General features: G+C 74.0%; 9 protein-coding genes and 3 pseudogenes. 6 read left to right on the top strand and 6 right to left on the bottom strand.

Translation table 11 applies throughout. From position 1 onward, the window contains the following. Nucleotides 1-2,197, bottom strand: a pseudogene (locus AB0L40_RS21990) (hypothetical protein); the annotation flags it as partial. Nucleotides 2,198-2,333: 136 nt separating this feature from the next. On the opposite strand from AB0L40_RS21990, the gene AB0L40_RS21995 reads away from it, so the two are divergent. The 4 genes from AB0L40_RS21995 to AB0L40_RS22010 all read left to right on the top strand — a co-directional run bounded on the left by AB0L40_RS21995 (nt 2,334) and on the right by AB0L40_RS22010 (nt 5,967). After that, nucleotides 2,334-3,005: a dihydrodipicolinate reductase C-terminal domain-containing protein gene (locus tag AB0L40_RS21995; RefSeq protein ID WP_364359707.1), complete on the top strand. Its 672-nt coding sequence runs from the start codon at nt 2,334-2,336 to the stop codon at nt 3,003-3,005. Nucleotides 3,006-3,027: 22 nt separating this feature from the next. Further along, nucleotides 3,028-3,549 carry a GNAT family N-acetyltransferase gene (locus AB0L40_RS22000; RefSeq protein WP_364359710.1) on the top strand — a complete coding sequence of 174 codons (522 nt, stop codon included), beginning with the start codon at nt 3,028-3,030 and terminating at the stop codon, nt 3,547-3,549. Then, nucleotides 3,546-4,082, top strand: coding sequence for a GNAT family N-acetyltransferase (locus AB0L40_RS22005; RefSeq protein ID WP_364359712.1), 537 nt, complete (start codon nt 3,546-3,548; stop codon nt 4,080-4,082). The genes AB0L40_RS22000 and AB0L40_RS22005 overlap by 4 nt, the downstream gene beginning before the upstream one ends. Before the next feature lie 220 nt (nt 4,083-4,302). After that, nucleotides 4,303-5,967 (top strand): hypothetical protein, encoded by a 1,665-nt coding sequence (locus AB0L40_RS22010; protein ID WP_364359715.1) that lies wholly within the window; start codon nt 4,303-4,305, stop codon nt 5,965-5,967. Between the two features lie 57 nt (nt 5,968-6,024). Here AB0L40_RS22010 and AB0L40_RS22015 read toward each other — a convergent pair whose 3' ends face one another. Continuing rightward, nucleotides 6,025-8,253, bottom strand: a complete 2,229-nt coding sequence (locus AB0L40_RS22015) for an AAA family ATPase (protein ID WP_364359718.1) — start codon at nt 8,251-8,253, stop codon at nt 6,025-6,027. Nucleotides 8,254-8,422: 169 nt separating this feature from the next. On the opposite strand from AB0L40_RS22015, the gene dapA reads away from it, so the two are divergent. Both dapA and AB0L40_RS22025 read left to right on the top strand, forming a co-directional pair. Next, nucleotides 8,423-9,274, top strand: a complete 852-nt coding sequence (dapA, locus tag AB0L40_RS22020; protein WP_364359721.1) for a 4-hydroxy-tetrahydrodipicolinate synthase — start codon at nt 8,423-8,425, stop codon at nt 9,272-9,274. 167 nt (nt 9,275-9,441) lie between these two features. Then, nucleotides 9,442-11,049, top strand: a pseudogene (locus tag AB0L40_RS22025) (ribonuclease J); the annotation flags it as partial. A gap of 30 nt (nt 11,050-11,079) precedes the next feature. On the opposite strand, the pseudogene AB0L40_RS22030 reads toward AB0L40_RS22025, so the two are convergent. The 4 genes and pseudogenes from AB0L40_RS22030 to AB0L40_RS22045 form a co-directional block, all read right to left on the bottom strand. Next, a pseudogene (locus AB0L40_RS22030) lies at nt 11,080-11,475 on the bottom strand (peroxiredoxin); the annotation flags it as partial. Between the two features lie 53 nt (nt 11,476-11,528). Continuing rightward, a complete protein-coding gene (locus AB0L40_RS22035) occupies nt 11,529-11,960 on the bottom strand; it encodes a DUF3052 domain-containing protein (protein ID WP_364359724.1) in 432 nt (143 codons plus the stop codon). A gap of 98 nt (nt 11,961-12,058) precedes the next feature. Next, nucleotides 12,059-12,649, bottom strand: coding sequence for a transketolase C-terminal domain-containing protein (locus AB0L40_RS22040; protein ID WP_364359726.1), 591 nt, complete (start codon nt 12,647-12,649; stop codon nt 12,059-12,061). Next, the gene (locus AB0L40_RS22045) at nt 12,646-12,999 is read right to left on the bottom strand and encodes a VOC family protein (protein ID WP_364359729.1); all 354 of its coding nucleotides are present in this window, start codon (nt 12,997-12,999) and stop codon (nt 12,646-12,648) included. Before AB0L40_RS22045 ends, AB0L40_RS22040 begins: the two co-directional genes overlap by 4 nt. Between the last annotated feature and the right edge of the window lie 177 nt (nt 13,000-13,176).

Here is a 13,176-nt window from a genome sequence, read left to right on the forward strand (position 1 = left end):
GGGGCGGGCGGGGGGGGGGGGGGGGCGGGGGGGGCGGCCCCCCCCCCCCCCCCGGCTCCAGCCGCTGGACGCCGATCAGGTCCGTCGTCGTCGCGTGGGTGCGCGGCGCGCCGCCGACGCGGTGGTCGATCTGCGTGATCGGCAGGCTGACCGTCCCGACGGTCACCGGGCGGACGTCGCGCGTGTCCGAGGCGGTCGCCAGCGGCGGGACGTTCGCCGTTACCAGGTAGACCGGGCGCCGCCGCACGACGCGACCGAGCCAGCGCGAGAACCGCGGGTCGTCGAGCGTCGCGACGGTCTGGTGGGTCGCGTCGCGGGCCGCGGAGAGCATGAGGACCTGCCGGTCCTGCCGCAGGGCGAGCGCCGGCCCGAGCATCGCCCAGGACGTGTAGCCCGGGCCCATGATCACGAGCGGATCGCGGCCGGTGATCAGCGCGTCGACGTCCTGCACGCGCTCGGGGACGCCGTCGAACTCGGTGACCGTCACGGCCTGCTTCGCGTCGCCGAGCGAGACGGCGAGCGTCGCGACCGTCAGCACCCCCGCGAGGGCGACGGCGCCCAACCCGAGCCGACTCTGGCGCCGTGCGCCCCACGCCAGCGCGACCGCGACGCCCGCGAGCGCCGCGGCGACGGGGAGCGCGACCGGGAGGTAGCGCCGGGCGGTCCAGTACTGGTCCGGGACCAGCACCTGCGGATCGCGGGCGACGAGGCCCAGGGCGACGACCGCGAGCGCGAGGAGCGGGACGAGCGGGACCAGGCGGCGGCGGTCCTCGGCGTCCGCCGCCAGGACGAGGGCGACGACGCCGGCGCCGGTCAGCAGGATCCCGGAGCGAGTCGCGTACTGGCCGAAGATCTCGAGCCCGAGCGACGGCGGGTGCACGGCGAGGACCAGCGCCGCGAGGGCGACGACCCCCGCCGCTGCGCGGCGGACCGGCGCGCGGTCCGCGACCCCGCCCAGGGCGCCGAGCCCGCGGACGCGAAGCGAGGCCGGCAGCGCGGTCGCGACGGCCGACACGACGACCGCGGCGACGGCGAGGATCAGCACGATCGCGGTGGGAGAGACGCCGCCGAGCACGTAGCCGATCGTCTCCTCCGTGTAGCCCTTGGAGACGGTCAGCGCCCGCAGCGCCGCGATCGCCACCAGGGGGGTGAGGCCGACGACGAACGCCCGCGCCGTGGCGCGCTCCTCGCGGGCGAGGAGCAGGGCGACCAGGGGCGCCACGACCAGGAGCGGCCAGGCGTCGGGCCGGACGAGCGGTGCCGTGCCGATCGCCGCGCCCGCGAGGACCGCCGCCCGCGCGCCGCCGCCGCGGAGCGCGAGGGCCGCGGCGATCCCGGCGGTCAGGAGGACGACGCCGGAGGGGACCTCGGTCATCGGGTAGCGCGAGAAGTAGATGAGCGCCGCGTCGCCGGCGAGCAGCACGCCGCCGGCGATGGCGGCCGGGGTGCGCAGGCCGGGCCGGACGAGGAGCGACGCGACGCCGGCCGCGAGCAGGGCCAGCGCGCCGCCCAGCAGCGTGATCACCCACTGGCCGGCGCCCCCGGTGACCGTCGCCCCGCCGGCCATCGCGGCCGGGGTCAGGTGGTAGCCGTGGGGGACGACGGAGAGCGGGCCGCGCCGGTCGGAATCGCGCACGAAGAAGCCCGGCAGCGGCCGCTCGTCGCCGGCGCCGAGGGTCGAGGCGCCGAACCGCGCCATGCCGTCCCGGGCGTCGGGATCCAGCGTCTGCTCCAGTCCGCCGTCCTGGCGCAGGTGCTCGGACGTCATGACGTAGAAGCCCGCGTCGCGGCCCCCGAGGTCGAACGCGTAGGCGGGCACGGTCGCGGCGGCGGCACCCGCGAGCGCGAGGACGACGATCGGCAGCGCTGCGACGCGCCGGGCGTCGCCGGACCCCGAGACGGCCGCGGCGACGAGCAGCAGGCCGACGATGCCCACACCGACCGGACCGAACCAGCCGGCGTCGGCCAGGCCGAGCAGCGGCACCGCCGCGACGAGGAAGCCCGTCCCGACGGCGAGCCCGGCGCGGGCGGCGCCCGGCAGGCGGGCCGCGACGGACCCCACGAGGCCGTGCCCCGCGACGCCGAGGAGCACCGCGACGGCGGCCGCGCCGAACGGCCGGACCGGCGTGAGGGACGCCACGATCGCGAGCAGGAACGCCGCTGCGGCGACGACCCGGGTGGGCCACGAGGCGCCCACCAGACGGCGGGCGGACGGGATGGACGTGCGCGCCGCGATGGCGGAAGTGAATCAGGACGCCGACGGCCCGCGACGCGCCGCCCGTCGCGCTCCCTCCACGAGGCCGGGCACGGGCCCCTCGTGCGACGATGGGCCGATGAGCAGCGAGATCCGCGTCGCGGTCGCCGGAGCGGCCGGCCGCATGGGCAGCACGGTGTGCGACGCGGTGGAGGCCGCCGACGGGATGGTCCTCACGGGCCGCGCGGACCCGTCGCTCGGGACGACGCTCGCCGACGTCCTGCCGGACGCTGACGTCGTCGTCGACTTCACCCAGCCCGCGCAGGCCGTCCCCAACGCCCTGCAGTGCCTCGAGGCCGGGGTGCACGTCGTGATCGGGACGTCCGGCTTCGACCTCTCGGCGCTCGAGGGCAAGACCGGCGCGAACGTGTTCTTCGGGCCGAACTTCGCGATCGGTGCCGTCCTGATGATGCGGTTCGCCACGGAAGCCGCCCGCCACATGCAGAAGGCGGAGATCATCGAGCTGCACCACGACAAGAAGCTCGACGCGCCGTCGGGCACCGCCGCGCACACCGCCCGGCTGATCGAGGAGGCCACCGGCACCGCCCCGCCCGTCCACTCGGTCCGGCTGCCCGGGCTGGTCGCCCACCAGGAGGTCATCCTCGGCGGCCTCGGCGAGACGCTGACGATCCGCCACGACTCGCTGGACCGGTCGTCGTTCATGCCGGGCGTCGTGCTCGCCGTCCGCCGCGTCGCCGGGCTGCCGTCGTCCCCGACGGTCGGCCTCGACCGGCTCCTGTTCGACGACTGACCCGGGCGGCCGGACGGGACCCATGCAGCTGCGCGCCGCCACCCCCGCGGACGCCGAGGCGATCGCGGGCATCGAGTTCGCGGTCGCCCACCACGCCTACGCGGAGCTCGAGCCGCGGCGGGTCGTGCTGCTCGAGCTCGAGGACCTGGTAGGGGAGTGGCGGAACCGCCTCGGGCCGCAGCCGGATCGCCTGATGGGGGAGTGCGTCGCGAGGGTGGCCGAGCTCGGGGGGCGCGTCGTCGGCGCGGCCGCCTGGCTGACGGCCCCCGGGCCCCCGCCACCGTTCGCGCCGGAGGGGCGGCTGACTCACCTCATGGTCCATCCGGTCGCCCAGAACGCGGGTGTGGGTTCGGCGCTGCTCGTGGCGGCAGAGGACGCGCTGCGGGCCGTCTACGCGGATCGCGACGTCGCGGTCCGCGCGCAGACCCAGGTCCACCAGGACGCGTGGTGGGCCACGCGGTTCCTGGAGGCCCGCGGCTGGACCCCCGAGCCCGACCCGCCCGCCGACGTGCTGCCGCATCCGAGCTGGACGACGACGCTGTGAGCGTGCCGCCCGGCCTCGAGCTGCGCTTTGCCGGCATCGCCGCGCTGCCCGGCGTGCTCGGGCTCGTCCAGGCGGCGTACCGCGGCGAGTCGAGCCGCGCGGGCTGGACGACCGAGGCCGACCTGCTCGACGGCGGGCGCACGGACGCAGCCCTGGTTCGGGGGCTGATGGTCAGCACCCGCGACGCCGTGCTCGTCGCCGGGGACGGCACGGTGCCGGTGGCCTGCTGCGCCGTCGGCGTCCACGACGGCCGGGCGTCGCTCGGGATGTTCGCCGTCCGGCCCGTGGCCCAGGGCCACGGCCTGGGTGCCGGCGTGCTCGCCTCCGCCGAGGCGTACGTCCGGGACCGCTGGGACGTCCCGGCGCTGCACCTCAGCGTCATCCGCCAGCGGGCCGAGCTCCAGGCCTGGTACGTCCGCCGGGGGTACGTGCCCACGGGGGAGACCGAGCCGTTCCCGTACGGCGACGAGCGGTTCGGCCGGCCGCTGCGCGACGACCTCGAGCTCGTCGTCCTGCGCAAGCCCCTGCGCTGACGGCCGCCGGGCCGGCCACCCGGTCAGCCCCCTCGGGGCCCCCGACGAGCGGGGCGACGCCCGATCGTGAAGATCCTGTGGCTCCTCGCAACCCGGCGCATGCGATGGCCCGGGTCCGGACAGCCGTGAGCCCGTCCGCGGTGCTCCCGCGGACCGCAAGCACCATCGAGGCGGGGCCCCTCCGGCCCCGCCGGATCCCCCCTGAGCAAAGGACCATCCTGTGTCTCGGAACCCGTCGTCGGGCGGCCTCGCGCCGTCCGTCCTCCACCGGACCGCGCCCGCCGCGGCTCCCGTCCCGACCCCGCGGCCGTCGCCCGTGCCGCGTGGCCGTCGCATCCTCGCCGCCACCGCAGCGACCGTCGCCGTCTTCGGCGTGACGATCGCGGCCGCGCCCCAGAGCGCCAGCGCCGACGGCCTCGCGCCCGGCCCTGTCTCATCGCCCCCGGGCGCCGCCCAGGGCACTCCGCCCGCGTCCAACCGCGGCTACCAGGCCGGGGTCGCGGGCTTCGACGGCGTCGGCGGCGGCGTCCAGGTCTCGGGCAACGGCGACCGCGTGGCGATCACCGGCTTCCTCGGCATCGGTGCCGGCGGGTCGCTCACCGCCGGCGCGGGCGACGTGCCCTCACAGTCCTCGGTCGGCATCCGCGGCCGCGCGTCGGTCTCCGGCCCGCCCGGCAGCCCGTTCTCCGGCTCGATCCAGGCCGACGCCAACACCGCCGGCCAGGCCACCCTCGGCGGCGCGCTCAACGCGACCGTGCCGGGCACCAGGGCCGGCGCCCAGCTCAGCGCCGGCGTCTCCGTCGATCCCTCGACCGGTCAGGTCACCGGTCGCAACGCCGAGAGCCTCCGCAACAGCTACGGGTCCGAGGCGTCCCTGTCGGCCACGGGCACCGTCGTGATCCCGACGAAGGACATCAACGACGCGATGGCCGCGTACGGCCAGGCGCAGATCGACGACGCCAATGCCCAGCAGGCCGCGTGGGGCCAGATCGGCGGGTGGATCACCGACGCCGCGAAGTCCGCCCGCGACGGGATCCTCGGCGCCCTAGGCGCCTACGGCAAGGCCCAGGTGGACAGCGCCGACGCCCAGCAGGCGGCGATCCGCTCGATCTTCGGCGGCCCGGAGCCGGACGCGCCCGCGCCCGCCGTCGACACGCCCCGGACCGAGGCGCCCGCCGCACCGAAGCCCGAGGCGCCGAAGGCCGACACCCCGACGACACCGGCACGCGACGCCGACACGCCAGACGCGATGACGCCGGATGCGGATGCTCCGGACGCAGCGACGCCCGACACGACGACGCCGGACGCGGACACGCCGGACGCAGCGACGCCCGACACGACGACGCCGGACGCGGATGCTCCGGACACGAGCACCCCGGACGCCGCGGTCCCGGACACGACGACGCCCGATCTCGGGTCGCCGTACTTCGGGTCGCCGGATGCGACGACGCCGGACCTCGGAGTCCCCGACACCGACGCGGCGACGCCCGACTCCGGCACCCCGGACACGACGCCGGACGTGTCGACCCCGGAGACCAGCACCCCCGACGTCTCGACGCCGGACAACGGCACCCCCGACGCGGCCGCGCCGGACCCGAGCGGGCAGGACACCGACACGCTCGACGCGTCCAGCCCGGACGCCGGCACGCCCGACGTCTCGGTCCCGGACGTCAGCACCTCGGACGTCAGCACCCCCGACGTCTCGACCTCGGACGTCAGCACGCCTGACACCGGGGGCTCCGACATCGGCGGCAGCAGCGACGCCGGCACCCCCGACACCGGCTCCTCCGACATCGGCGGCGGGGACTACGGCGGCTCCTCCGACATCGGCGGCGGGGACGTGGGCGGCGGCGACTTCGGCGGCGGCGCCGAGGCGTCGTTCTGACCACGGGCGGGGTGGGACGGCTGACGCGTCCCGCCCCGCCCCGCCGGCCGGCCCGGATCAGGCCGTGGCGTCGCCCAGCGCGTCGCGGATCCGGGCCGGCAGCGCGGTGTAGCGCGTCGCACCGTCGACCCGGCCCAGGGCCTGTCGGACGGCGGTGCGGTCGCCGACCATGACGCAGGCCTTCTCGGCGCGGGTGACCGCGGTGTAGAGGAGGTTGCGGGTCAGCATGTGGCGGTGCTCGAGGAGCACCGGCACGACGGCGACGGGGATGCTCGACCCCTGTGCCTTGTGGACCGTGCAGGCGTAGGCGAGCTCCCAGGTGTCCAGGCGGATCAGCGGCAGGCGGATCGTCCGGCCGTCGTCCATCTGCAGCAGGGCGTCGTCCCCGTCGACGCGGACGAGCATGCCGAGCTCGCCGTTCATGACCTCGGACTCGTGGTCGTTGCGGGTCTGCATCACGCGGTCGCCCTCGCGCAGTCCGCTGCCCTTCGCCTGGCGGCCGCCGGGGTTGAGGATCTCGCGCATCCGGACGTTCAGCGCCTCGACGCCGCACGCCCCGCGCCGCTGCGGCGCGAGGACCTGCACCCCGCCGACGGCCGGCACGGCGTAGTGCGACGGCAGGCGCGCGGTGGCGAGCGAGACGATCTCGTCGGCGGCGGCCAGCGCGTCGGAGCGGTCGATGAAGAAGAAGTCGCGGACGTCGTCGGGCCCGGGCTGCGTGATCGGCGGCTGCCCGTGGTTCATCGCGTGCGCGGAGCGGACGATCAGCGAGCGCTCGGCCTGGCGGAAGATCCGCGTCAGCCGGACCGCCGGGACGACCTGCGACTCGAGCAGGTCCTGCAGCACTCGGCCCGGCCCGACGGGCGCCAGCTGGTCGACGTCGCCGACCAGCAGCACGTGCGTCCGCGGCCCGACGGCGCGCAGCAGCGCGACGGCGAGGTCCAGGGACAGCATCGAGGCCTCGTCGACGACGAGCATCCCGCCGTCGGGGATCGGGTCGTCCTCGTCGTGCTGGAAGCCGTCGCCGGGGACGAACCCGAGCAGCCGGTGGATCGTCGTCGCCTGAGCACCCGTGGCCTCCGACAGGCGCCGCGCCGCCTTGCCGGTCGGCGCGCACAGCAGGACCGAGCGCCCCTGGTCCTTCAGGACCCGCACCAGCGCGCGCATCGTCTGCGTCTTGCCGGTGCCGGGACCGCCGGTCAGGATCGACAGCCGGTGCGCGCACGCGAGCCGGACGGCCTCCCACTGCTCCGGGGAGGGGAGGGGGTCGGAGCCGCGCGGCGCGCCCTCGGCCACCGACGGGTCGGTCGTCGGCGGATCCTCTTCGACCGTGATGTCGAGCGTCGGGACGTCCGTCGTCATCCGGGCGACGATCTCGGCCAGCAGGGTCTCGGCCTCGTCCAGCTCGAGCGTCGCGACACGGCCGTCGCGGTCGACGACGGCGTGGTCCGCGATCAGCCCGGCGAGCGCCTCGCCGACCGCGGGGACGAGGGCGTCGACCTGCGACCACGGGGCATCGCGGCCCGCGAGCAGCCGGGTGGTCCGCGAGATCGCCTCGTCGTGGGGGAGGTGGCAGTGGCCGTCGTCCTCGGCCCGGGCGAGGGCGTGGACGAGCGCGGCGCGCCGGCGCTCGGCGCTGCCGGGGTCCTCGCCCAGCGCGATCGCGATCGCGTCGGCGGTCGGGAAGCCGATGCCCGAGCGCGTCGTCAGCCGGTACGGGTCGGACTTCAGCAGCCCGACGTCCGGCTCCTCGCCGAGCGCCCGGATGACGCGGCCGATGGTCGCCGCGTCCAGGCCGTGGCGCTCGAGCAGCAGCCGGACCGCCCGCGGGCCGGCCTCCGCCCGCCACGCGGCGACGGCCTCGGTGAGCTTCTCGCCCGTCAAGCCCTTCACGCGGCGCAGGACGTCGCGCGGATCGCGGTCCAGCCGCTCGAGCAGCTCGGCGCCGAAGCGCTCCAGCAGCAGCTCGGCCGCCTTCGGCCCGACGCCCGGGACGCGCTGCAGGACGCGCGAGACGGCATCGTCCTCCGTCGGCGCGACGCTCTGGAGCGTCCGGACCTGGAAGCGCTCCCCGTGCTTCGGATGCTGCGTCCGGCGGCCGCTCGCCCGCACGACGTCGCCCTCGTCGAGGTGGCCGACCGGGCCGACGACGACCTCGTGGCCCCCGGGGACCGCGTCCTTGCCCGACGGGACCGCGTCGAGGACGGCGAACTGGCCGTCGTCGCTCCGGAAGCGAACGTTCACGACCTCGAGCTCGAGGGTCTCCTCGTCAGGGCCGCCGGGCACGGGCGCACGGTATCGGTCCGGTCGGCCCGGGCCCGTCCCGCGCAGGCCCGGCACCCGATCGCCGCCGATCGGGAACACCTCGCCCGCCCTGCGTGGCGGCGCGGGCCCGAGCGGCGGCCCCTACCCCCTCGCGCCGCAGCGAAAGCCCCGCTCTGGGAGGATTCGTCGGGTGTCCACCCTCGGGACGATCATCACGGCCGTCGTCACGCCGTTCACCGACGACTTCACCGTCGACGAGGACGCCTTCGTCTCCCTCCTGAAGCACCTGGCCGACAACGGCTCGGACGGCTTCGTCGTCGCCGGCACCACGGGCGAGGGCTCGACGCTGTCCGTCGAGGAGCACCTCGACCTCGTCGCCCTCGCGGTCCGCGAGAAGCCGGCCGGCACGACGATCATCGCCAACGCCGGCGGCAACGACACGCGCGAGTCCGTCCACCTGACGGAGCGCGCGACGGAGCTCGGCGCCGACGGCACGCTCAACGTCGTCGGCTACTACAACCGCCCGAACCGCCGCGGCATCGTCGCGCACTACCGGGCGGTCGCCGCGGCGACCGACAAGCCGGTCGTCCTCTACAACATCCCGTCGCGGTCGACGCTCGACCTCGACAACGACCTGCTCGCCGAGCTGGCCCAGATCGAGCACATCGACGCGGTCAAGCAGGCGAACAACGCGAACCTCGCCCTCGTCGACGGCCTCGACCTCTACGCGGGCAACGACGACGTCCTCGCCCGCACCCTCGACCTCGGCGGCGCCGGCGGCATCTGCGTCATCTCGCACCTGGTCGGGCCGCTCCTGCGCGAGATGGTCGACGCCACCCCCGAGCGCCGCGCGGAGATCGACGCGCACCTCCAGCCGCTCAACCGGGTGATGGGCGTCACCACGAACCCGATCCCGATCAAGGCCGCCCTCGACCTCGTCGGCCGTCCGGTCGGCGGTCTGCGGCTGCCGATGATCGAGGCCGACGACGCCGAGCGCGCGCAGATCCGCGCCGTGCTGGCCGACCTCGGGCTCCTCAAGTAGCGCGTATCGGACGCGTCGCAGACATCCCGGTTCCTCGGCCCCGGCGCACCAGCGCCGGCGGGTCGCACCCTCCGTTCCAATTATCCGAGTGCCCCCGCCCACGGCGGGGCCTCTGACCCGCGAGCGGCAATCGGCCGCGACGCACGGACGGAAGAGGAACACCCCATATGACCGGACTCAATCGACCGGCACCGAAGACCCTCCGCATCCTGCCCCTGGGCGGGCTGGGCGAGATCGGCAAGAACATGACCGTCGTCGAGTACGACGGCAAGATCGTCGTCATCGACGTCGGCGTGCGCTTCCCGACGGCCGAGCAGGTCGGCATCGACCTCGTGCTGCCGGACTTCAGCTACCTGAAGGACCGCGCCGCCGACATCGAGGCGATCGTCATCACCCACGGCCACGAGGACCACATCGGCGCGCTGCCGTTCGTCCTCAAGCAGCTGGGCGGCGCCCGCCACGCCCCGAAGATCCTCGGCCTCCCGCTCACGATGGCGATGGCCAAGAGCAAGCTCGAGGAGCACCGCCTGCGCGAGGTCCCGCTGACCACGGTCAAGCCGGGCCAGACCGTCAAGGTCGGCACCTTCTCGCTCGAGTTCATCCACACGACGCACTCGATCCCGGACACCGCCGCGGTCGGCGTCAACACGCCGCTGGGCACCCTGCTCTTCACGGCGGACTACAAGTTCGACCAGACCCCGGTCGACGGCGGCCCGGCGGACTTCCTGCGCTTCTCGCGCTACGGCAGCGAGGGCCTCCTCATGCTGCTCGGCGACTCCACCAACGTGGACCGCCCCGGCTGGTCGCCGTCGGAGTCGCTCGTCGGCCCCGCGCTCGAGGCCGCCTTCGCGCCGTTGCGCGGCCGCATCATCGTCACGTCCTTCGCGTCGAACCTGCACCGCGTGCAGCAGGTCATCGACGCCGCGGTGAAGCTCAACCGCAAGGTCTGCCTGCTCGGGCGGTCGATGAAGAAGAACACCAACATCGCCCGCACGCTCGGCATCCTCCAGATCCCGGACGGCGTCCTCGTGCAGCCGCGCGACCTCGAGCACCTGCCGGACCACCGCGTGCTCGTGATGTCGACGGGCTCCCAGGGCGAGCCGCTCGCCGCGCTGCGCCGCATGGCGTTCCGCGACCACCCGCAGATCCGGATCCACGAAGGCGACACCGTCGTCTTCTCGGCGACCCCGATCCCGGGCAACGAGCGCGCCGTCAACGAGACGATCGACAAGCTCTACCAGGCCGGCGCGAACGTCATCACGCACAAGGACGCGCCGATCCACGCGTCCGGCCACGGCTACCAGGAGGAGATGAAGATGATGCTCAACCTGACCAAGCCGAAGTACGTCATGCCGATGCACGGCGACTACCAGCGCCTGCGCCTGCACAAGAAGATCGCCATCTCCGTCGGCGTGAAGGACGACAACGTCTTCTGCGCCGAGAACGGGCTGCCGGTCGAGATCGACCAGCGCGGCGCCCGCTTCGGCAAGCCGATCACGTCCGGCGTCATGTACGTCGACGGCACCGACATCGGGGCCACCGCCGACGCCGCGCTGCGCGACCGCCGCTCGCTGTCGGCCGACGGCCTCTTCGTCGTCGTCGCCACGATCGGCGACGAGGACGGCAAGACCGTCGCCGAGCCGGAGCTGCTGTTCCGCGGCGTGCCGTTCAAGCACGACGAGCAGTTCCTGAGCGCCGTCCGCGATCAGGTCGACGCCTCGGTCGAGCGCGCCGCCGCCGACAAGATCCACGACCTGGACGAGATCCAGCGGATCCTGCACGACGACGTCGCCCAGCTCGTGTGGGTCGGCGAAGCGGACCGTGCCGGCGGTGTCGACGAGGAAGGTGCCCCGGTCAGCGAAGCCGCGGGTCTCGTTGAAGACGCCGTAGGCGCGGGCCACCTCCCCGTGCGGCCAGAAATCGGCGAGCAGCGGGAAGCCGAAGCCTTCCTGCTCGGCCCAGACCTTGTGGCTGTAGACGGAGTCCACGCTGATGGTGAGCACCTGGACGGCGTCGTTCACGTAGGCCGGGAGGTTGTCCCGCACCTCGGTGAGCTCGCCCTGGCAGGTGCGGCTGAAGGCCAGCGGGTAGAAGACCAGCAGGACCGCTTTGCGCCCGCGGAAGTCGGCGAGGCGCACCTCTTGGTTGTTCTGGTCCTTGAGGGTGAAGTCCGGCGCCGGCACGCCAACAGAGATCGGCATCCACTCAGCTTAAGCCCGGGCGGACGCCGACCTCGGCGAGGTGGCAGTGAGAGCTACTTCTTCTTGGCGCCCCGCGGGGTGACCAGGCGTGCGCCGGTCCAGTCCTTGCCGGCGTTCACCGTCGAGGTCTGCTGGAGGCCGGCGGTGGGCGCCGCCTCACTGATCTCGCTCGGCTCGACGTGTCCGTCGCGGCCGGCCTTGGGGGTCAGCAGCCACACCACGCCTTGATCGGCGAGGGGGCCGAGGGCGTCGGTCAGAATTTCGAAAAGGTCGTCGTCGCCGTCGCGGTACCACAGCAGCACCGCGTCGACCACCTCGTCGGTGTCCTCGTCGACCAATTCTCCGACGCGTTCGGTCAGGGCGTCACGAAGATCCTCATCGACGTCATCGTCGTATCCCATCTCCATGACCACCATGTTCGGCTCGAAGCCGAACCGGTCCGCCAGGCTGCGTACGCCGTCGGCCTGACCCGCGGTCGCGCTCACTGTCCAAATCCTCCTAGCCGTGAAACAACACCGGAACCTTGGGGTAGTCCACACACTCCGGGCTCCTCGCGCAAGTGGCGCACCGAGTGTGTGGCAATTTACCGCGCCAGCAGGGTGTGGGCACCCTGTGTGATGGCATCCTCTCCCACCAGGACCTGCTGGGCAGCCGGACCGAGCGGAACCGGTGCGTCGGCGGCCGCGACCCGGCGCACGGATCCGACAAAAGCCCCATCGACCAGGGCCGCCAGCACGCCCTCGCCGACTCCGCCGGAGCGCCGGGTCTCGTCGACGATCAGCACCCGGCCGGTCGCGGCAGCCACATCAGCCACCCCGAGCTGGATCACGACGTCGTCGATCCGCCGGGTGGCCGGGCCGGTGTCCTTCTTCGACGACGACGCGACCGTCACGATCGTCCCGTCCGGCGCCCGCACCACACCGCCGTACCCGAACAGCGACTTCTCCGCCGGCTTGATCGTGGTCGCGCCGGCCTCGAGCGCCGCGTCGATGATTGCATTGACGTTCGCCGGCTGGGCGAGGATCAGCGACAGGGTGAAGCCGCGGAACCCGGTCGTCGGCTCCTGCGAGGCCCGGACCCGCACCCAGGCACCCAGCCCGAGGACGTCGGTGTAGAAGATCTTGGCAGCGGTGGGGTCGGCGACCTCGAGGGTGACGTGCTCGACGCTGGTCATGACGGATTCCTTTCGAAGCGTTGAAGAAGACCGAGGACGTTGCCGTTGGGGTCCTCGACGATGGCGGCCCGTTGCCCGGCGCCGACGTCCTTCACGTCTTGACGCGTCCGCCAGCCCGCCTCGACGGCCGCGCGCAGGCTCGCGGTGACGTCGGTGACGTGGCAGTAGCCGACCGGACCGGTCATCCCGTGGTTGTGTCCGTTGGGGTCCAGGCCGATCTCCTGGTCCCCGATCCGGAAGCCGACGTAGTACGGCTCGTCCGCGTAGGGCTCGACGCCCAGGACGGTCCCGTACAGCGTCTTCGCGGCGGCCAGGTCCCGTACCGGAACGATGATCGTCTTGATGGACATGGGAGAAGCATGCCGCCGGGCGGGCACGGCCGGCATCCGTGCCGAGCACGGAGAGAACCACGGAGAACCAACACCGGGGCGTACGCGAGAATGCTCCCGTGTCGAAGCAGCCGGCGGGAATCTCGCCTCGTGAGTCCGAGATCCTGGCCCTGGTCGGAGAGCACCGCAGCAACGCCG

The sequence above is a fragment of the Patulibacter sp. NPDC049589 genome, from assembly GCF_040675535.1.
Taxonomy (GTDB): Bacteria; Actinomycetota; Thermoleophilia; order Solirubrobacterales; family Solirubrobacteraceae; genus Patulibacter.

Bases quoted from the DNA above. Each gene is read 5' to 3' on its own strand.
- AB0L40_RS21995 (WP_364359707.1), top strand. From the start codon at position 2,334: ATGAGCAGCGAGATCCGCGTCGCGGTCGCCGGAGCGGCCGGCCGCATG.
- AB0L40_RS22000 (WP_364359710.1), top strand. From the start codon at position 3,028: ATGCAGCTGCGCGCCGCCACCCCCGCGGACGCCGAGGCGATCGCGGGC.
- AB0L40_RS22040 (WP_364359726.1), bottom strand. From the start codon at position 12,649: ATGACCAGCGTCGAGCACGTCACCCTCGAGGTCGCCGACCCCACCGCT.
- AB0L40_RS22045 (WP_364359729.1), bottom strand. From the start codon at position 12,999: ATGTCCATCAAGACGATCATCGTTCCGGTACGGGACCTGGCCGCCGCG.